Here is a 20023-nt window from a genome sequence, read left to right on the forward strand (position 1 = left end):
AGAAAAAGACCCCCGCGAGATTCGCAGGGGTCTTTTTCCTTGGCGCGGACCTTATTGCGCCGCCGCTTCGCTGCCAGCCGCCGTATCGGCCGCCGCGACCGGCTTGAGAATCTTGACCTTCGAGCGCGCCTTCAGGCTCTCGTAATAGGCTCCGATCTCGGTCTGGCCAGCCAGCTGCGAAAGCTGCTGAGCCTCGGCCTGGCGCTGGCCTTCGTTGGCCTGCTGAGGCTGGTTGATCCTGGTGATGCGGTACACCGCGTAGCCGTTGGCGCCGAGGTCCACGCCCACCACGGCAGGCAGCTTGGTGGCATCCGCGCGCATGATGGCTTCCACCGCCTTCGGCTCCATGCCTTCGGCCTTGGCGCGCGATACCATCGTCACACCACCGAAGCCCTGCGCACTGTCGCTCTTCTTCAGCGCTTCCAGGCGTGCCTCGCCATCCTTGCGGGCCAGCTCCGCTGCCTGCTGGGCAATGTAGCCTTCACGGACCTTGGCCTCGACTTCCTCGTACTTGCGCACGGTTGCCGGACGGTAATCCACGATGCGGGCCGCCACCAGCGTGGTCGGGCCGACCTGGACGGCTTCGGTGTTGCGCTTGTTCTTGATGGCGTCATCGCTGAACAGTGCCTTGAGCAGCTTCTCGTTGTTGAGGGGGCTGTTCTGGCCAAGCGCAGGGTTCGGCTGGCGGGTCACGCCGTCCGCGGTCTGGATCGTCAACTTGAACTTGTCGGCAGCCGGCTTCAGGCTGTCGGATTGCTCGTACACCATATTGCCGAACGCATCGGCATCTTCCGCATACTTCTTGGCGGCAAGCTGCTTGCGCAGCTCGGCCTCGAGCTCCGGCCGCACAGCTTCAAGCGGCTTGGTTTCCGCGGGCTTGAGTCCGGTCAGCTTGATGATGTGATAGCCGTAGTCCGTTTCCACCACATCGCTGATCTGGCCTTCCTTGAGCGCATACATGGCATCTTCAAACGGCTTGACCAGTGCACCATGGCCCATGAAGCCAAGGTCACCGCCCTTTTCCGCCGAACCCGGATCCTGCGACTGCTTGCGCGCCACATCCGCGAACGTGTCGGGATGCTTGCGCAGGTCCTCCAGCAGCTTGGTGGCCTTGTCCTTCGCAGCCTGCCGCTGTGCCGCCGGCGCATCCTTGGGCGCGGCGATCAGGATATGGCTGGCGCGGCGCTGCTCATCCGTGCGGAAACGCGCGATGTTGCTGTCGTAGTAGGACTTCAGTTCCTCCGGCGTGACAGCCTGCGCGGCCGCCAGTGCATCGCCGGACAGCACGACGTATTCCACCTTGGCCTGCTCGGGCACCGAGAACGCCGACTGGTGGCTGTCGTAATAAGCCTTCAATGCTGCCGCGTCCGGCTGCACCTTCGCCGTGTAGTCGGCCGGCTTGAACAGCAGTGCCTGCACATCGCGCTGCTGGTCACGCACGGCGATCAGGCGGTCCAGCAACGACTTGGGTACGAACGCCGTGCCGGCGATCGAGCTGCCCAGCTGCTGCGTGGCCAGGTCAAAGCGCATGCGCGCGTCGAACTGTTCGGGCGTCATGCCTTGCGCCGCCAGCAGTTGCAGATAGGCCTTGTCATCGATCGATCCGTCCTGCTTGCGCGGCAGTTGCGCGATCGCCGGGATGCTGTTGATCGCCTCATACAAACGAGCATTCGATACCGTCAGGTGCTCGCGTGCCACTTCGTTGGCCACCACGCGTTGCAGGATCAGCTGATCCATCACGTTCTTGCGCAGCGCCGGGCCTTCGAACTGGCGCGGATCGTAGCTCGCCCCGAGCATCTGGCGCATGCGTTCGCTCTGTTCACGCACCACGTTGTCCAGTTCCTGCACCGTGATCGCGCGGCCGTCGACCTTCGCGACATCGTGCGAACTGTCCATGAAGCGCGAATAGCTCTCCACGCCGAAAAACACGAACGACGGAAAGACAAGCACCAGCAGCAGCAAAAGCATCAGGCGCCGGTTGTTGCGTACGAAATCAAGCATGCGGACTCAGGTAAGAGGGTTGGCACGAACGTCAAACCCCGCGATTCTAGCAGGAGCCGGGCGCCGCACCGCCATTTGCCGCCGGGGGCGGCAGGACACGGATGCCAGCGCTAGATGACGCCCTGCCACGGCCGGCTGCCTCGATGCCCAAAACAAAAATGCCCGCGTAAGCGGGCATTTTTGCATTACATGATCTGGCGGAGTGGACGGGACTCGAACCCGCGACCCCCGGCGTGACAGGCCGGTATTCTAACCAACTGAACTACCACTCCTTTGTCGGTTCCCGCTACGGCCGGATTTGCGCGATGGTGAAGTGGTGGGTGCTGAGGGGCTCGAACCCCCGACCTACGCCTTGTAAGGGCGCCGCTCTACCAACTGAGCTAAGCACCCACTGAACCATCGCAGGCTGGACCGCCTGCAGGGTATCTCGCTTCGCACGACTCGACAGGTACTGCCTGGCTGCCGCTGTTTGCGTTGCGAGGCCGCGATTGTAATACGAGAGTTTTCGATTTGCCAAGCACTGATGGCAATAATCTTTGAAGCGTAAATACAAGAATACGGCCTGCCCGGAATAAAGAAAAACGCCGCGGATGTGACTCCGCGGCGTTTCGTCCTCTGTGCAGCAACCGGATCAGTGGTGGATCATCTCGACCTTGGCCGTTGCCTTGTCCGACACGTCCGCCGGCTTGGCATCTTCCTCGGCCAGCGGCTCGGGCTTGCGCTCGAGTGCCAGCTCCAGCACCTTGTCGATCCAGCGAACCGGTACGATCTCGATGGCGTTCTTCACGTTGTCAGGAATCTCTGCGAGGTCCTTGACGTTTTCCTCGGGGATCAGCACCAGCTTGATACCACCGCGGTGGGCAGCCAGCAGCTTTTCCTTGAGGCCACCGATCGGCAGCACCTCGCCTCGCAGCGTGATCTCGCCGGTCATCGCCACATCGGCACGCACCGGAATGCCGGTCAGCACCGACACCAGCGCGGTCGTCATGGCGCCGCCAGCCGACGGACCGTCCTTGGGCGTGGCGCCTTCGGGCACGTGGATGTGGATGTCGCGCTTCTCGAACATCTCATCCGCAATGCCCAGGCGACGCGCCCGCGAACGCACCACCGAACGTGCGGCCTCGACCGATTCCTTCATCACATCGCCCAGCGAACCGGTGCGGGTGATGTTGCCCTTGCCCGGCATGATGGCGGCTTCGATGGTCAGCAGATCGCCGCCCACTTCGGTCCATGCCAGACCGGTCACCTGACCAACCTGGTTTTCCTTGCCGGCCAGGCCAAAGTCGTACTTGCGCACGCCCAGGAACTTGTCGAGGTTGTCCGAATCGACCTTGATCGTGCCCGACTCCTTCTTCAGCAACAGCAGCTTGACCGCCTTGCGGGCGATCTTGGACACCTCGCGCTCGAGCGAACGGACACCGGCTTCCCGCGTGTAGTAGCGGATGATGTCGCGGATCGCCGCATCGGTCACCTCGATCTCGCCAGCCTTCAGACCGTTGTTCTTGATCTGCTTCGGCAACAGGTAGCGCGTGGCGATATTGAGCTTCTCTTCCTCGGTGTAACCCGACAGGCGGATCACTTCCATACGGTCGAGCAGCGGCGGCGGGATGTTCAGCGAGTTCGACGTCGCCACGAACATCACGTCGGACAGATCGAAGTCGACTTCGATGTAGTGGTCCTGGAACGTGTGGTTCTGTTCCGGGTCCAGCACCTCGAGCAGCGCCGACGACGGATCGCCGCGGAAATCCTGGCCCATCTTGTCGATCTCGTCGAGCAGGAAGAGCGGATTGCGCACGCCGACCTTCGACAGGCTCTGCAGGATCTTGCCCGGCATCGAACCGATGTAGGTACGGCGGTGACCGCGGATCTCGGCCTCGTCACGCACGCCACCCAGCGCCATGCGCACGAACTTGCGGTTCGTCGCGCGCGCCACCGACTGGCCGAGCGAGGTCTTGCCCACGCCCGGAGGTCCGACCAGGCACAGGATCGGCGCCTTGACCTTGTCCACGCGCTGTTGCACGGCAAGATACTCGAGGATGCGTTCCTTGACCTTCTCGAGACCATAGTGGTCTTCATCGAGCACGCGTTCGGCGTTGGCCAGGTCGTTGTTGACCTTGCTCTTCTTGCGCCACGGCAGGTTCACCAGCGTGTCGATGTAGTTGCGCACGACGGTGGCTTCCGCCGACATCGGCGACATCAGCTTGAGCTTCTTGAATTCGGCGTCGGCCTTCTTCTTTGCTTCCTTCGGCATGCGCGCAGCCTTGATGCGCTTGTCGAGTTCTTCCAGGTCGGCGCCTTCCTCGCCCTCGCCCAGTTCCTTCTGGATCGCCTTGACCTGCTCGTTCAGGTAGTACTCGCGCTGGCTCTTCTCCATCTGGCGCTTGACGCGGCCGCGGATGCGCTTTTCCACCTGCAGGATGTCGATCTCGCCCTCGAGCTGCGACAGCAGGCTTTCCAGGCGCTCGGTCACATTGACCATCTCCAGGATCTTCTGCTTCTGCTCGAGCTTGATCGGCAGGTGCGCGGCGATGGTATCGGCCAGGCGCCCTGCCTCGTCGATGCCCGACAGCGAAGTCAGGATCTCGGGCGGGATCTTCTTGTTGAGCTTTACGTATTGGTCGAACTGCGACACGATCGCGCGGCGCAGGGCCTCGGTCTCGGCGCTCTCAACCGGCTCGGGCGGCACGGGGACGGCTTCGCACATGAAGTGCGACTCGTCCTCGCTGACCTCGCGGATATTTGCGCGCTGCGTGCCTTCGACCAGCACCTTCACGGTGCCGTCCGGCAGCTTCAGCATTTGCAGGATATTGGCGATGCAGCCGACTTCATACAGGTCGTCGGCGGTCGGTTCGTCTTTGGCAGCAGTCTTCTGCGCCACGAGCATGATGCTCTTGCCCGACTCCATCGCAGTCTCAAGCGCCTTGATGGACTTCGGGCGTCCCACGAACAACGGGATCACCATGTGCGGAAACACCACCACGTCGCGCAGCGGCAACAGTGGGAGGCGAATCGGCTCGGCCGGGAGGAGTTGTGTTCCGGACATCATTTTCCCCAAGTCAGTCATTTAAGGCGTAAATTGGGCCGCCCAAATCGATTACAAGATACCGCTGACGAAACCGATTCGGATTGACAGGCTGATGTCGCATCCTGCACTTGCAGGCCCATCTGGAACAGCATACCCGCGTTTCCTCCTCTTCGTCGGTTGAAATAAACAAAAAAAGCCGCTCGCTTCTACGCGAACGGCCTTGCTGGCTGGCTGTCGTGGGCTCCTGACCACTTCACCCCGGACAGCGCTCGCGTCAGTTGGAACCTGACACCTTCGGCTGCTGTTCCTCGTACATCAGCAGCGGAGGTGCATCTCCGTTGATGGTGCTTTCATCGATGACCACTTTCTGCACGCCTTTGTAGTTGGGCAGGTCGTACATGACATCCATCAGCGACTGCTCCAGGATCGAACGCAGGCCACGCGCACCCGTCTTGCGGCGAATTGCCTTGCGCGCAATGGCGGATAGCGCCCCCGGGCGGATTTCCAGCTCGACGCCTTCCATCGCCAGCAACTTCTGGTACTGCTTGACCAGCGCGTTCTTGGGCTCGACCAGGATCTGCAGCAGCGCGGCCTCATCCAGCTTGGCCAGCGTGGCGACCACCGGCAGGCGGCCGATCAGTTCCGGAATCAGGCCGAATTTGATCAGGTCTTCGGGCTCGGTCTGCGGCAGCACTTCACTGACATCGCGCTCTTCCTTGCTCTGGACCTGGGCAGCAAAACCGATGCCGGTCTTGTCCGAGCGCTGCATGATGACCTTCTCCAGGCCGTCGAATGCGCCACCGCAGATGAACAGAATGTTCGTGGTGTCGACTTGCAGGAAGTCCTGGTTCGGATGCTTGCGGCCACCCTGGGGCGGCACCGAGGCCATCGTGCCCTCGATCAGCTTGAGCAGTGCCTGCTGGACACCCTCGCCCGACACGTCGCGCGTGATCGAAGGGTTGTCCGACTTGCGCGAGATCTTGTCGATTTCGTCGATGTAGACGATACCGCGCTGTGCCTTCTCGACCTCGTAATTGCAGTTCTGCAGCAGCTTCTGGATGATGTTCTCGACATCCTCGCCGACATAGCCGGCTTCCGTCAGCGTGGTGGCGTCCGCAATCACGAACGGCACGTTCAGCAGTCGGGCCAGCGTCTGGGCGAGCAGCGTCTTGCCGGAACCAGTCGGACCGATGAGCAGGATGTTGCTCTTCGACAGTTCGACATCGTCTTTCTTGCCGAGGTGCTTCAGGCGCTTGTAGTGGTTGTACACCGCCACGGCCAGGATCTTCTTGGCCTGTTCCTGGCCGATCACATACTGGTCCAGGCTAACCCGGATCTCATGTGGCGTCGGCAGGTCCGAGCGCGTGGCCGCGGTCGCATCCTTTTCGGTCGCGGTGGCTTCGTCTCGGATGATTTCGTTGCACAGGTCGATGCATTCGTCGCAGATGAACACCGACGGGCCGGCGATCAGCTTCTTCACCTCATGCTGGCTCTTGCCGCAGAAGGAGCAGTAGAGAAGCTTTTCGCTGGATGAACCTTTTTTTTCCGCCATAGGAATCAGTCACTTAGCAGTGCGCGCACTGCGACACGGGGGGTGCCGCAGGCGTACGCTTCTGACGCATCATACGCCAAAACAATTTGCCCAGCCGGCAGGGGTTACCCCGGCATGTGGGGCAAACGCAAAAAACGAGGCACAAGGCCTCGTTCCGTTGTAGCCTGTGCCGTTTCGGCCAGCCAACGTGCCGCCGCGTACCACCTTGCCGCAGCGGCGCGCAGCATCAGCCGCGGCGGGCAATGACCTTGTCGATCAGGCCGTAGTCCACAGCCTGGTCGCCGCTCATGAAATTGTCGCGATCGGTATCGCGCGCAATCTTCTCGACCGGCTGGCCGGTCACTTCGGACAGGATGCTGTTCAGGCGCTCGCGCAGGTACAGGATCTCGCGTGCCTGGATCTCGATATCGGAAGCCTGGCCACGCGCGCCGCCCAGCGGCTGGTGGATCATGATCCGCGAGTTCGGCAGCGCGGAGCGCTTGCCCTTGGCACCGGCCGCCAGCAGGAACGCGCCCATGCTCGCCGCCATGCCCATGCAAAGCGTCTGGACATCGGGCTTGACGAACTGCATGGTGTCGTAGATCGCCAGACCGGCCGAGACCGAACCCCCCGGCGAGTTGATGTACAGCGAAATATCCTTGTCCGGGTTTTCGCTTTCCAGGAACAGCAACTGCGCCACCACCAGGTTGGCGGTCTGGTCATTGACCTCGCCAACCAGGAACACCACGCGCTCCTTCAGCAGGCGCGAGTAGATGTCGTAGGCACGCTCGCCCCGGCCGGACTGCTCGACGACCATCGGCACCAGCCCCAGACCCTGGGTTTCCAGCGCCGAAGCCTGCGTGGTGGCGAGACGGTCCAGCAAATCATTGCGGGTCATGCAAGTTCTCCAGGGTATCGTTGGATGGCAAGGAACGTCGGGCTTCACATCCCCGCACCATGGCGCGGGGGCTGCGAATCATGCCTGACCTCAGGCTTGCTGCTGTGCGTTGCCTTCGGCGGTCAGTTCCTCGAAGGACACCGACTTGTCGGTGACCTTGGCCTTGTCGCACACGAAATTTACCACGTTGTTTTCGAGCACGTAGGCTTCCATCTCGGCCAGGCGCTGCTGGTCGCCGTAGTACCAGCGCATGACTTCCTTCGGGTCTTCGTAGCTCTTGGCGAAGTCTTCGATCTCGGCCTTGATCTGGTCAGCCTTGGCTTCCAGGCCGTGGGCCTTGACGATCTCGGCCAGAATCAGGCCCAGCTTGACGCGGCGCTCGGCTTGCTGCGCGAACATCTCGGCCGGAATCGGCATGTCCTTGGCGTTCGGCATGCCACGCTGCTCGAGGTCGCGGCGGGCCATTTCCACCAGGCGCTCCTGGTCTTGCTCGATCAGGGCCTTGGGCACGTCCAGCTCGCTCACCTTCAGCAGCGCATCCATGACCTGGTCCTTCAGCATGGCGTGCGTGCGGCGCTTCACTTCGCGCTCGAGGTTTTCGCGGATGTCGGCACGCATCTTCTCGACGCTGCCATCGGCGATGCCCAGCGACTTGGCAAACGCATCGTTCACTTCCGGCAGGTGGGCCCACTCGATCTTCTTCAGCGTGACCGTGAACTCGGCGGTCTTGCCGGCCACGTCCTTGCCGTGATAGTCGGCCGGGAACGACAGCGGGAAGCTCTTGCTTTCGCCGACCTTCAGGCCCAGCGTGGCGGCCTCGAACTCGGGCAGCATGCGGCCTTCACCGAGCACGAACGGGAAGTCTTCGGCCTTGCCGCCGGGGAATTCCACGTCTTCGATCTTGCCGACGAAGTCCAGCGTCACGCGGTCGCCGTTCTGCGCAGTCACGTCGCCGCCACCGTCGCCGTGCTCGCCGGCTTCGCCGCGCACGTGGTAGTGCACGCGCTGCTTGCGCAGGATGTCGATGGTCTTGTCGATTTCGGCGTCGCTGATCTCGGTCTTGGTGCGGGTCACTTCCGCGCCCGTCAGGTCACCCAGCTTGACTTCCGGGTACACCTCGAAGGTTGCGTCGAACGCGACTTCGTCCGCGCCCACGCCATCGGTCTTGATCTCGAACTTCGGCTGACCGGCAACCTTGACGTCCTGCTCCTTCGTGATGTCGAAGAACTTGCGGGCAGCCTTGTCGAAGCGGACTTCGAATTCGACTTGCTGGCCGTATTGCTTCTCGACCATCTTCATCGGCACCTTGCCCGGACGGAAGCCCGACATCTTCACGGTCTTCGACAGGCGAACCAGGCGCTCCTGCTTTTCCTTTTCGACTTCGGCCTTGGGAATGGCCAGGGTCACCTTGCGGTCCAGCTTGCCGAGGTTTTCAATGACGTTCGACATGGTCGTGATCCAATCCAGAAATGTAGTTGTGTTCGTAGCGCAATCGCTTGTGCGCCGGCCAGTCCGGCACTGGCGCGTGCCCGCGAATAGCAAGCTCCGCGCGAACGGAAAACGAGCATTATCGCACGGTTTCCGTCCGGTTCCGGCAGTTTTTACCCTGAGGTATCGCCAGAATGCTCTTGCGCACCGATGACTTGCCCATGGCGCAGCGCGCGAAGGAGCAAGCGCGCCGGATCCACGGCATCGGCCAGGTCGGCTTCCAGCGGAAGGGGCTCGCCCTCGATCTGGCTGACCAGGAGTTCCGCACCCAATGCGGCCCATGTGAGGCCGCGCGAGCCATATGCAAGTGCGGCGTAAAGCCCAGGCAGGCGTGGAATATCGCGCAAGTGCCCTCCGCGCAATGCCGATGCCGAGGCTGCGGCCGCTGCCTCATCCGACATCGGACCGATCAATGGCAGCCGGTTGTGCGAAACGGTACGCACGCCGACATACCCCTCCATCCCGCTGACGTCCAGCCGTCGGATTTCCGCGGAGGCCCCGGGCAGCAACCCGGCCAGCCGATCCAGATTCTCTGCGTGGACGTGCGCCCGCGCGACCAGTGGCCCTTCATCCGCCTCATAGCTGGAACCGACCCGGCCACGGCCATCTTCTGCCACCGGCAACAGGTACCCTGCCCCAGTCACCACGCAGTCGGGCCATTGCCCGAGGGCACCAACCTGCTCCTGCGGTAGCGTCGTGAGCTGCCCCCGAACACGACGCACTACCTGCTGCCGCATCGGTACAAGCCGTGGCGCTTCGTGGGCATTGGCCAGGACCATGACGGGGGCCGATGCCAGGATTACGCCGTTGTGCCCGACGGCCTCCCACACCCCGTCTTGCCTGCGGACGCGATCCACGCGCACGCCGAACCTCGCATGGACGGCGTCGCCCGCGCGGCGCAGTTGCGCGTTGCAGATATCCGGCGGCGCGACCCAGCCACCCTGGGCGAACCAGAGTCCTCCGCGCGCCACGCCGGCACGGTGATGCGCCGCCGCTTCCGCGGGCGTCATCCAGCGCACGAAGGACTCGGGCAAACCGAGCGCTTCCAGCGCCGCACGCTGCGCTTCGGCTTCCGCTTCGTTCTCCCCGATCTGGAGCACCCCGCATCCATGCCAGCCAACCGGATGGCCGGCAGCAGCGAGCGCTGCCCAGGCACGCAGCGCGTACTGGTTGCCCGCGCGCGACAAGCGGGACAACAGGCTGTCGTCGGCCGATATGTGCGCGTGCATGGCGGCCGCGCGATGGGATGATGTCTGCCTGGCCGGGCCGTCGTGGGCGTCCAGCAGCGTCACCCGCCAACCGCGCGAGGCCAGCCGTTCCGTCATGGCGCAGCCCGCCAGCCCCGCGCCGATCACGATGGCATGCCGGTCCTTCCAGTCTGCGGCAGCGGCCGGCGCATGCCGCCTGACTTTCCATGCCGGACGGAACGTGGCAACGGTCATGTCCGGCTTGTCGCCGGATCCCGGCGCCAGGCGCGCCTCGAACCCGACTTCCTGGAGTGCCCGATGCACGAAGCCCTCCGCCGCATGCGCCGCAAGCGTGGCACCCGGCCGCGCCAGGCGCGCCAGTCCGCGGACCACCTTGGGCGACCACATATCCGCATTGCGCGCCGGGGCAACGCCGTCCAGATAGAACGCATCTGCGCCGGCTACCAGCCTGGGCAGCAGCGTCTCGATATCGCCAAGCGCCAGCGTAAGGATCACGCCGCCATCTTCGAAAGCAAGCCGGTGCATACCCGGCAGCGCATCGGGCCACGCAGCCTGAAGCTGGGCGGAGAGCGGCTGCACGTCATCCAGCCCGGCGTGCAGTTGTGCCAGCCCGTGGCGGGTGAACGGATGCTTCTCGATTGAGACGAAATGCAAGCGGGCGCAGCGCTGGGGATCCTGGCGCCAGGCCTGCCACGTTGCCAGGAAGTTCAGCCCTTGTCCGAAGCTGGTCTCGATGATGACGAATTGCTCCCGCCCGGCCCAGGCCTGTGGCAGCGCGTTGCCGGCAAGGAAGACATGATGCGCCCGCGCGAGGCCGCCTTCCGCACTGTGGTGGACGTCGTCGTTGCGCGGGGAATAAGGGGTGCCTTCGGCAGACAGGACAGGCTCGGCGGGCTCGAGTGCGCGCGGCATAGACAGGACAGAAGCAGGAAAGAGAGCCAGGGGGCGACTCGCGGCGGATGGTAGCATAGCGCCCCGTCCTGAATCCGGCACGGCCGTCCCGGCCGCCGCCCCGCGCTGATCCGCCATGCTGTCCTATCGTCACGCCTTCCATGCCGGCAACCATGCCGATGTCCTCAAGCACGCCGTCGTGGTGCAGCTGCTCGAGCACCTGACGCAGAAAGACAAGTCGTTCTGGTATATCGACACCCACGCGGGCGCCGGCCTGTATGCGCTGGATCATGCCTACGCGCAGAAGAAGTCCGAGTTCGAGACCGGCATCGCGCCGCTGTGGCGCGCCGCCGCCAGCGGCACCTCGCTGCCGCCCATGCTGGACGCGTATCTGGACCAGGTGCGCGCACTGAATCCGGACGGGCAGCTTCGCCACTATCCGGGCTCGCCCTGGCTCGCCTGGCAGATGCTGCGCGACCAGGACCGCCTGCGCCTGTTCGAACTGCACAGCACGGAGATCCAGGTGCTGCGCGACAACTTCCGCGGCGCCGGCCGCAAGGTCATGCTCTACGACGGTGACGGCTTTGGCGGCATCAACGCGATCCTGCCGCCGCCCCCGCGGCGCGCGCTGGTGCTGATCGACCCCTCCTATGAAGACAAGCAAGACTACGCGCGCACGTTGCAGACCGTCCGGGACGGGCTGCAACGCTTCGCGACCGGCGTCTACGCCGTCTGGTACCCGCAGGTCCAGCGCCGGGAATCGATCCAGCTTCCGGTGCAGTTGAAGAACCTGCCGCTCAAGAGCTGGCTCCACGTCAGCCTGACCGTCAAGCATCCCGTCGCCGGCGGACTCGGCCTGCATGGCAGCGGCATGTTCATCGTCAACCCGCCATGGCGGCTCAAGGAATCGTTGCAGCAGGCCATGCCGGTACTCAAGGAACTGCTAGCACAGGACAATGGCGCCAGCTTCGTGCTCGAAGCGGAAGAAGGCTAACCGCGGGAAGCGCCGGTACGCAACCGACCAGCCCAGGCGAGAAGCCAATCCAGCGCCAGGGCAGCCAGCAGACCGATCGAATCAGCCAGCACGTCCGCCGGATCCGCGTCGCGGTACGTCGTCATGCCCTGGAGCAATTCGATCAGGACGCCATATCCCACCAGCGCCAGCAGCACCGCCGTACGCTGGCGCCCATAAGCCCGCCGGCCTAGCCCACCGAGCACCAGGAAGGCCAGCACGTGGTTGGCCTTGTCCCAGCCCGTAGTCGGCATCGGCTGCGTGGGCGGCATCAGCGCCAGCACCAGCACGGCGAACAGACACAGCCAGAACAGCAGGCGCCAGATGCGCGGCGACAGCCGAAAAGCGGGGTTGGGGCTCATGGGGTGGCGTAGTGATCTCGACGATTCCGCATACTAACGGCTCGCCTGGCTTGCCGCGCATCGGTGGATGCCAGCACGCTAGGCGGCCAGCTTGCAGTCGAAGAATAGCGGTTGGCGATCGTCCAGGATGGCATGCATCGCAGCCAGGTCCGAGGCATCGGGGTCAAGCCACGCGTCGAGATGCTCGGGACGGATAGGAATGATGCAGCGGTCGTGTCCGGCGGCGGCCACTTCCGGCGGCGGCTCGTCGGTAATGGCGGCGAACGAGTACAGGTCCTGCCCAGCCTCCTCGCCAGGACTCACCGACCACAGGCACGCCACCAGCATGTCCTGCGGCGGGCGCGGATGGAATGCCAGGATGACGCTCTCCTCCGCCTCGCCCGGCCGCAGCGCGCGACGTTCCGCCTTGTGACGCGGCACGTGCTCGTAGAACGCGGTCATCACCGCCACGCCGTGGCGATGCCCGAACAACGGGCGCCAGACGCGCTCAAGGTTGTCGCGGCGCGCATTGTAGGTGCCGGGACGCTTGCGTTCGTCGGCTTCCGTCCAGCCAGGCAGGCGGCATTGGTAGCGCATCGGCACCACCACCCGATGATCGCCCTGCGCGATGATCACGGGCGCGTAGTAGCCCGGAAAGAGGCGGTAATCCTGCTCGGTCAGCGCCGGTCGTTGCAGATCCGCAAGGTTCTGTTGGGCACGGGTGATCTTGTCCGTCGAAATGCGCCGGTCAGTCTCGGCCTTCTTGGTCGGGCGCGCGGCCAGCGCACGCTCCGCCTCCGCCAGACGCGTGCGCTGCTGGAAGATCTCCGACTCGAACCGGTTGGCCTGCTCCCGGTCGCCGCCCTCGACAAGCGAAGCGTCCGCGCCTGCCTCGGCAAACGCCATGCGCAGCGCCTTGGGGATTCGCTGCCAGCCGCCGCTGCGGCGCTGCTGCCAGAACAGTTCCACGAAGCGCTCCATGCTGATCGACGCGCCGTATTCGCGCTCGAACCTGCGGAACTCGGCTTGAATCTGGGAGGAATAGCACATGGCAATGTCCTTTCGCGTGACGCCGGGCGGGCGGAGCAGGATCATTCTAAGCCGAGGTGCCGGGAAAGGCGGGCGAGTGCTGCGGCAGGCCGGGAAGTCAGCCTTTCGCCACTTGAAAAGAAGGGATTGGTGCGAGGGAGGGGACTCGAACCCCTACACCATTGCTGGCGTCAGGACCTAAACCTGGTGCGTCTACCAATTTCGCCACCCTCGCGGTCCTTGCGGCCGCCGGACGGTGGCCACGATGCACGTTGCAGCCATGGCGCGCGAAAGCAAAAAAGGCGGCTGGAACTGCCCGCCTTCTCGCATCGCCCGCTTGCCGCGCTTGCGCGCCGGCTGTGCAACGAAGCAGCGGATTGTAGCGCAAGCGCCGGGGGGAATCCACCCCTGCCCCGATGACATAGTGCAAGCCCTCATGTGCGTCGCCTTTCGCGATGGTGGTCCGCCATCTATGCTGAAGTTGTGGGACGCGCAACGCATGCTTGCAGAGCATCGCAATGTGCGGAGCGCTTCCGCCCCGCACGGAGGGGATATGAAATTACGTGCCTTGCTGTTGGCAGCCTCGATGGCGCTTGCATGGTCATCGACGGTAAGGGCTGCTGGTTGTCAGTACGACATGCAATGCAAAGGTGAACGGATTTGCCAGCAGGGCCAATGCGTGTCCCCTGATGCGGATGATCAGGCGGACGCCACCGCGCCCAAGGCCACTCCATCCCCAACCAGGATCACCGCACCGGCAACGCCGGCTCCCGTGGCGACTCCCGTTGCTCCGCCAGTTGCAGCCCCCGTTGCAGCCCCCGTTGCAGCACAGGTTGCCGCACCAGCGCCTGCACCAATGTCTGTGCCTGCGCCGCGTGGCTGCTGCACGGTTGCCGGCAAGCTGAAGCTGGCCCCGGGCAGTGCCGGCGACACGACGCTGATCATTGGCGATGCCTGCCAGGGTATGACGAATTCGGGCAAGCCTGTTCCGGGCACGCTCTGCAATTAGTCGGCCTCAAACCGTCACCGGCCCGGCCCCCGCCTCCGGCTTCGCAACCCGGAACCATGCCGCATACAACGCCGGCAGGAACAGCAGCGTCAGCACCGTGGCGATGATCAGCCCGCCCATGATGGCCACGGCCATCGGTCCCCAGAACAGCGAGCGCGACAGCGGGATCATGGCCAGCACAGCGGCTGCGGCGGTCAGGATGATCGGGCGGCAGCGCCGCACCGCCGCTTCGACAATGGCGTTCCACGCCGGCACGCCGGCCTTGATGTCCTGTTCGATCTGGTCCACCAGGATCACCGAGTTGCGGATGATCATGCCCAGCAGCGCCGTGATGCCCAGCTGCGCCACGAAGCCCATCGGCGCACGCAGCAACAGCAGCGTGGCGGCGGCCCCGATCAGCCCGAGCGGGCCGGTCAGGAATACCATCAGCGTGCGCGAGAAGCTGTGCAGCTGGAGCATGAGCAGCGTGAAGATCAGGAAGATGCACAGCGGCAACTGCGCCGCGATCGATGCACCCGCCTTGCCGCTCTCTTCCTCGGCACCGGCCACCGTAATGCGATAGCCCGGCGGCAGCTGATCGCGCAGCTTGTTGAGCAGCGGATCGATCTGCGCGGTCACGGTGGGGCCCTGGATGCCGTCCACCACATCGGCCTGCACGGTCACGCCGAAGTCGCGATTCTCGCGCCAGATCACGCCGGGCTCGGAGCGCAGCGACAGCCGCGCCACCTGCGTGAGCGGCACGACGCGGCCGGTGTTGGTCGGCACCTGGATATTGCCGAGGTCGGACATGGCGTCGCGCTCGTTGCGCGGCGTGCGCATCATGATGTCGATCAGCTTGTCGCCGTCGCGATACTGACCCACCGGAATGCCAGTCAGCACCGTCTGCATGACGCGCGCGATCGAGCTGGTGGTCACGCCCAGCGCACGGGCCTTGTCCTGGTCGATCTCCAGGCGCAGCATCTTGACGCTCTCATTCCAGTTGTCGTTCACGCCGACCGTGTTCGCGTTCGCGCGCATCAGCGCCTTGACCTGGTCGGCGAGCTGGCGCACGCCGGCGGCGTCGGGGCCAATCACGCGGAACTGCACCGGGTACGCCACCGGCGGCCCGTTGGGCAGCAGCTTGACACGCCCGCGCAACTGCGAGAACTGACTGTTCAGCACCGCGATCACGCGCTGGCGCAGCGCATCGCGCGCTTCGGCGCTGACCGGCATCACGATCACCTGCGCCACGTTGCTTTGCGGGAAGATCTGGTCCAGCGGCAGGTAGAAGCGCGGCGTGCCGCTGCCGACAAAGGTGGTCAGGCTCTGCACGTCGCGGTCCTGGCGCATGGCGGCTTCGAAGCGCTTGGCTTCGGATTCCATCTGGGCAAAGCTGGTGCCTTCCGGCATCCACAGCTCGACCATCAGTTCGGGCCGGCTCGAGTCCGGGAAAAACTGCTTTTCGACGAACTTGAATGCGTACAGGCCCAGCGCGAACGTCACCAGGGTGATCGCGATAACGGTCTTGCGCCAGGTCACGCACCAGTCCACCAGGCGCCGGAAGCCCGTGTAGAACGGCGTATCGAAAACCTCGTGGTGCTCGCCACCTCCCGGCCGCGACTTGAGCAGCAGGTAGCCCAGGTAAGGCGTGAAGTAGACGGCCGCCAGCCATGACAGCACCAGGGCCAGAGCGGTCACGGCGAAGATGGCGAAGGTGTATTCGCCGACCGTGGATTTCGCCAGGCCGACCGGCAGGAACCCGGCAGCCGTGATCAGCGTCCCGGTCAGCATCGGCATGGCCGTGGAGGTGTAGGCGAAGGTCGCGGCCTCCATCTTCGACAGCCCTTCCTCCAGCTTGCGCACCATCATCTCCACGGCAATGATGGCGTCATCGACGAGCAAGCCCAGCGCCACGATCAGCGCGCCCAGCGATATCTTGTGCAGGCCGATGCCAAAGATGTTCATGAACAGGAACGTCACCGCGAGCACCAGCGGGATGGTCAGTGCCACCACCAGGCCGGGGCGCACATCGAGCCGCAGCGGCCGCGTATGCAGGCCCAGCGAGACAAAGCTGACGCCGAGCACGATGACCACGGCCTCGATCAGCACATGCACGAACTCGCCCACCGAGCGCTTGACGGCCTGCGGCTGGTCCTGCACCTGGTCCATCTCGATGCCGACCGGCAACTGGCCGCGCAGGCGTTCGAACGCACCGCGCAGGTTCTTGCCCAGCTCGATGATGTCGCCGCCCTTCGCCATCGAGATACCGAGCCCGATGACATTCTTGCCGTTGTAGCGCATGGTGCTCTGCGGCGGATCGACATAACCGCGGTACACATGCGCAATGTCGCCCAGGCGGATATTGGCGATGCCGTTCGGTCCCCGCAGCACCAGGTTCTCGAGATCCGACACGCTGGCGAACTGCCCCGTCACGCGCACCTGCAGATTGTCGGTCGGCGTGACCAGCACGCCGCTGCCGTTCAGGTTGTTCTGCTGCGTGATCTGGTCGGCAATGGCATTGATGTCGAGCCCGAGCTGGGCGAACCGTGCCTGGTTGAACTCGATGTAGATCTTCTCGTCCTGCAGGCCGAGCAGCGAGACCTTGGCCACGGCGGGCACGCGCAGCAGTTCCTGGCGCACCAGGTCGGCATACTCGCGCAGTTCCTTGTAGTTGAAGCCATCGGCCGACAGTGCGTAGATGCTGCCGTACACGTCGCCGAACTCGTCATTGAAGTACGGCCCGCGCACGCCGGCTGGCAGTGTTTGCGCGATGTCGCCGATCTTCTTGCGCACGGTGTACCAGATCTGCGGCGTCTCCTTGGCCGGAGACGTGTCCTTGAGCTGGAAGATGACCGTGGTCTCGCCCGGCTTGGAAAAACTGCGGATCTTGTCGGCGTACGGCACTTCCTGCAGTTGTCGCTCGATCTTGTCGGTGACCTGCACCGCGATCTGCTCGGCGGTAGCGCCGGGCCAGAACGCCTGCACCACCATCACGCGGAAGGTGAACGGCGGGTCTTCGTCCTGGCCCAGGCGGAAAAATGCCAGCATGCCGGCCAGCAGCAACACCACCAGCAAATAGCGCGTCAGCGGCTGGTGTTCCAGGGCCCAGCGCGACAGGTTGAAGCGGGAATGATCCATGCCCCGGCCTCAACCGTGCTGCGGCGCCGAAGCGGCCCCGGGCGCCGAGGCCGGCGCGACAGTCTGCATCGGCCTGACCTTCTGCCCCGGCTTGAGCAGGTGCACGCCAGCCGTGACGATGGTCTGCCCCGGGGCCAGACCCTGGCGGACTTCGATTTCGTTGCCTACCGGGTCACCCAGCGTCACCTGGACCGGCCGGACCGTGCCGGCGGCCGGGTCATAGATCCAGACCTGGTTGCGGCCCTGCTCCTGCAGCAGCGCGGTCAGCGGCACGCGTACCGCGGGCGTTGCGCCGGTGCGCACGAACGTCACGACGGCGGTCATGCCGAGCTTGAGGTCGGCCGGCGGGTTGGGCACCGAAACGCGCGTGGCGTAGGTGCGGGTCACGGGATCCGCGGCGGCCGCGATCTCGCGCACGCGTGCGGGCAGCGCGCGGCCGGGGTCGGCCCACGTGCGCACCGTCACCTCGGTCGTGCCGCGCAACAGGTCGACCTCGTCTTCCGGCAGCCCGATGGCCACTTCCTTTTCGGCGGTCTGTGCCACGCGGATCACCGGCTGGCCGGGCGTGATGACCTGGCCGACCTCCGCGTCCACCGCGGTCACCACGCCGTCGGCATCGGCCAGCAGCACGGCATAGGCGGTCTGGTTGGCCTGGCTGCGCAATCCCGCCGAGGCCTGCTTGACGCGGGATTCGGCGGCATCGAAGGTTGCCTGGCGCCGATGCTGCTCGGCGGCGCTGATAAAGCCCTTGGCGAAGAGTTCGTTGTAGCGCTTGAGGTCGGAAGCGGCCAGGTCGCGGTCCGTGCGGGCCGCCTCGTACTGGGCGCGCGAGCCGGCTTCGGCCAGCGACAGGTCGGTCGGATCCAGCCGGGCCAGCGGCTGGCCCTTGCGCACCATGGCGCCGACGTCGACCAGCCGCGCCGCGATCTTGCCGCCCACACGGAAGCCCAGCCGTGATTCGATGCGTGGCCTGACATCGCCCGAGAACTCGAATGCGGTCTTGCCCGTGTGCTGGCTCAGTTGCTGCAACCGCACCGGGCGAACTTCCGGCGCCGGCTCGCTCTTCTTGCCGCAGCCGGCCAGCGCGAAGGCCACGCCGAACAGGACGACAACGCCCAGCCGGACCAGCCGGGGCCTGAATGAGAAGCAAGGAGCAATCTGGGAACGAACGGCCGCAACTTCCGGCATTTGGCAATGCACTGGCATGGATAAGCAGCGAATCGGACAACGTGGGAAAGGCTGGCGCCGCCGGCCTGAGCGCCCCATAGCACACAAACTATAAGCTATGGAGGAACGCCGGCAATTAAATAACTGGCCGGTCAGCAATATAGCGAGCCCCCTCAGGTGCGTCAAACGGCCTGCGACGAAACAGCCGGAATGGCTACCGAAGCTTTCCTCCAAACGGATGAACAGCGTGAAATGCGTACGCACTGAGCGGCGACTTGCCCATCCTGGGAGCTACCGGGTCGGTGATAACGCAATGCTACAATCCGGCGCTCCGCTGGCGCCAACGACGCCAGCAGGCGGGGACACCAACAACCCGTGCCGCATGCCATCGGGCGCCCATCGGACCGCGGCGTTGGCATCAGGCCAGCCCCGCCCGCCTCCCCCTACCTCATCAGACCGAGACCGGCGTGACGCCCGATCAGTATTGCCAAGAGAAGGTCGCCCAGAGCGGCTCCAGCTTCTATTACAGTTTCCTGTTCCTGCCCGCGGAACGCCGTCGCGCCATTACGGCGCTGTATGCCTGGTGCCGCGAAGTCGACGATGTGGTCGACGACACCCACGACCCCGCACTGGCTCACCAGCAACTCGACTGGTGGCGCGGTGAACTTCGCCGACTCTTCGAGGGCGAACCGACCCACCCCGTGACGCAGGCGCTGCAGCCTCACGTCAAGGCCGCCGGCCTGCCGCACGCCGAAATGTCCGAGGTCCTGGACGGCATGGAAATGGACCTGACCCAGACGCGCTATCTCGACGAAACCGGCCTGAACCGCTATTGCCACTGCGTGGCCGGCGTGGTCGGCACGCTCAGCGCGCGGCTGTTCGGATACTCCGAGGCGCGTACGCTCGTGTTCGCCGAAAAGCTGGGGCTGTCGCTGCAACTGGTCAACATCCTGCGCGACGTCGGCGAGGACGCGCGCCGTGGCCGCATCTACCTGCCGGTGGATACGCTGCAGCGATTCCAGGTGCCAGCTTCCGAGATCTTGCAGGGCAAGCATTCCGAGCGCTTTGTCGCGCTGATGCAGTACCACGCCGGACGCGCGCGCACCCTGTACCGCGAAGCGCTGGAACTGCTGCCGCGCGAGGACCGCCGCGCCCAGCGCGCCGGCCTGCTGATGGGGGCCATTTACCATGCCTTGCTCGACGAAATCGAACGCAGCGACTTCCAGGTGCTGAACCAGCGCATCGCGCTGACCCCGCTTCGCAAGCTGTGGATCGCCTGGAAGACATGGCTGCGCAATAGCTAGAT

The 20023-nt window shown here is 64.6% G+C and carries 13 protein-coding genes and 3 tRNA genes; 3 read left to right on the forward strand and 13 right to left on the reverse strand.

The window, feature by feature from the left end; genetic code table 11:
• Positions 1-51: 51 nt before the first annotated feature.
• The 8 genes from AC3FKH_RS26735 to mnmC form a co-directional block, all read right to left on the reverse strand.
• Complete coding sequence (locus tag AC3FKH_RS26735; protein WP_488678744.1) at positions 52-2001, reverse strand: SurA N-terminal domain-containing protein; 1950 nt, start codon at positions 1999-2001, stop codon at positions 52-54.
• Positions 2002-2196: 195 nt separating this feature from the next.
• Positions 2197-2273 (reverse strand) — tRNA-Asp (locus AC3FKH_RS26740).
• Positions 2274-2315: 42 nt separating this feature from the next.
• Positions 2316-2391: transfer RNA gene (locus AC3FKH_RS26745), tRNA-Val, on the reverse strand.
• Positions 2392-2632: 241 nt separating this feature from the next.
• The gene (lon, locus tag AC3FKH_RS26750; protein ID WP_483711238.1) at positions 2633-5044 is read right to left on the reverse strand and encodes an endopeptidase La; all 2412 of its coding nucleotides are present in this window, start codon (positions 5042-5044) and stop codon (positions 2633-2635) included.
• Between the two features lie 256 nt (positions 5045-5300).
• Positions 5301-6578 carry an ATP-dependent Clp protease ATP-binding subunit ClpX gene (gene clpX / locus AC3FKH_RS26755; protein WP_483711237.1) on the reverse strand — a complete coding sequence of 426 codons (1278 nt, stop codon included), beginning with the start codon at positions 6576-6578 and terminating at the stop codon, positions 5301-5303.
• A gap of 226 nt (positions 6579-6804) precedes the next feature.
• Positions 6805-7455 (reverse strand): ATP-dependent Clp endopeptidase proteolytic subunit ClpP, encoded by a 651-nt coding sequence (gene clpP, locus AC3FKH_RS26760; protein ID WP_211948088.1) that lies wholly within the window; start codon positions 7453-7455, stop codon positions 6805-6807.
• 90 nt (positions 7456-7545) lie between these two features.
• Positions 7546-8904: a trigger factor gene (tig, locus tag AC3FKH_RS26765; protein WP_488678745.1), complete on the reverse strand. Its 1359-nt coding sequence runs from the start codon at positions 8902-8904 to the stop codon at positions 7546-7548.
• A gap of 152 nt (positions 8905-9056) precedes the next feature.
• Positions 9057-11063 (reverse strand): bifunctional tRNA (5-methylaminomethyl-2-thiouridine)(34)-methyltransferase MnmC2/FAD-dependent 5-carboxymethylaminomethyl-2-thiouridine(34) oxidoreductase MnmC1, encoded by a 2007-nt coding sequence (gene mnmC, locus AC3FKH_RS26770; RefSeq protein ID WP_488678746.1) that lies wholly within the window; start codon positions 11061-11063, stop codon positions 9057-9059.
• 115 nt (positions 11064-11178) lie between these two features.
• Here mnmC and AC3FKH_RS26775 point away from each other — a divergent pair, with 115 nt between their 5' ends.
• Positions 11179-12036, forward strand: a complete 858-nt coding sequence (locus AC3FKH_RS26775) for a 23S rRNA (adenine(2030)-N(6))-methyltransferase RlmJ (protein ID WP_488678747.1) — start codon at positions 11179-11181, stop codon at positions 12034-12036.
• Here the strand turns inward: AC3FKH_RS26775 and AC3FKH_RS26780 are convergent.
• From AC3FKH_RS26780 to AC3FKH_RS26790, 3 genes are all read right to left on the reverse strand, one after another.
• Positions 12033-12416 (reverse strand): VanZ family protein, encoded by a 384-nt coding sequence (locus AC3FKH_RS26780; protein ID WP_488678748.1) that lies wholly within the window; start codon positions 12414-12416, stop codon positions 12033-12035. The genes AC3FKH_RS26775 and AC3FKH_RS26780 overlap by 4 nt on opposite strands.
• A 78-nt stretch (positions 12417-12494) precedes the next feature.
• Complete coding sequence (locus AC3FKH_RS26785; protein ID WP_488678749.1) at positions 12495-13445, reverse strand: SOS response-associated peptidase family protein; 951 nt, start codon at positions 13443-13445, stop codon at positions 12495-12497.
• Between the two features lie 127 nt (positions 13446-13572).
• A tRNA-Leu gene (locus AC3FKH_RS26790) sits at positions 13573-13659 on the reverse strand.
• 318 nt (positions 13660-13977) lie between these two features.
• Here AC3FKH_RS26790 and AC3FKH_RS26795 point away from each other — a divergent pair.
• The gene (locus AC3FKH_RS26795) at positions 13978-14433 is read left to right on the forward strand and encodes a hypothetical protein (RefSeq protein WP_488678750.1); all 456 of its coding nucleotides are present in this window, start codon (positions 13978-13980) and stop codon (positions 14431-14433) included.
• 6 nt (positions 14434-14439) lie between these two features.
• On the opposite strand, the gene AC3FKH_RS26800 is transcribed toward AC3FKH_RS26795, so the two are convergent.
• Positions 14440-17550 (reverse strand): efflux RND transporter permease subunit, encoded by a 3111-nt coding sequence (locus AC3FKH_RS26800; protein WP_488678751.1) that lies wholly within the window; start codon positions 17548-17550, stop codon positions 14440-14442.
• Between the two features lie 9 nt (positions 17551-17559).
• A complete protein-coding gene (locus AC3FKH_RS26805; RefSeq protein ID WP_488678752.1) occupies positions 17560-18756 on the reverse strand; it encodes an efflux RND transporter periplasmic adaptor subunit in 1197 nt (398 codons plus the stop codon).
• Between the two features lie 428 nt (positions 18757-19184).
• Between AC3FKH_RS26805 and hpnD the strand changes: the two genes are divergently transcribed.
• Positions 19185-20021: a presqualene diphosphate synthase HpnD gene (gene hpnD, locus AC3FKH_RS26810; protein ID WP_488678753.1), complete on the forward strand. Its 837-nt coding sequence runs from the start codon at positions 19185-19187 to the stop codon at positions 20019-20021.
• The last annotated feature ends 2 nt before the right edge of the window (positions 20022-20023 follow it).

The organism is Cupriavidus sp. 21MJTG02-4 (assembly GCF_057798975.1).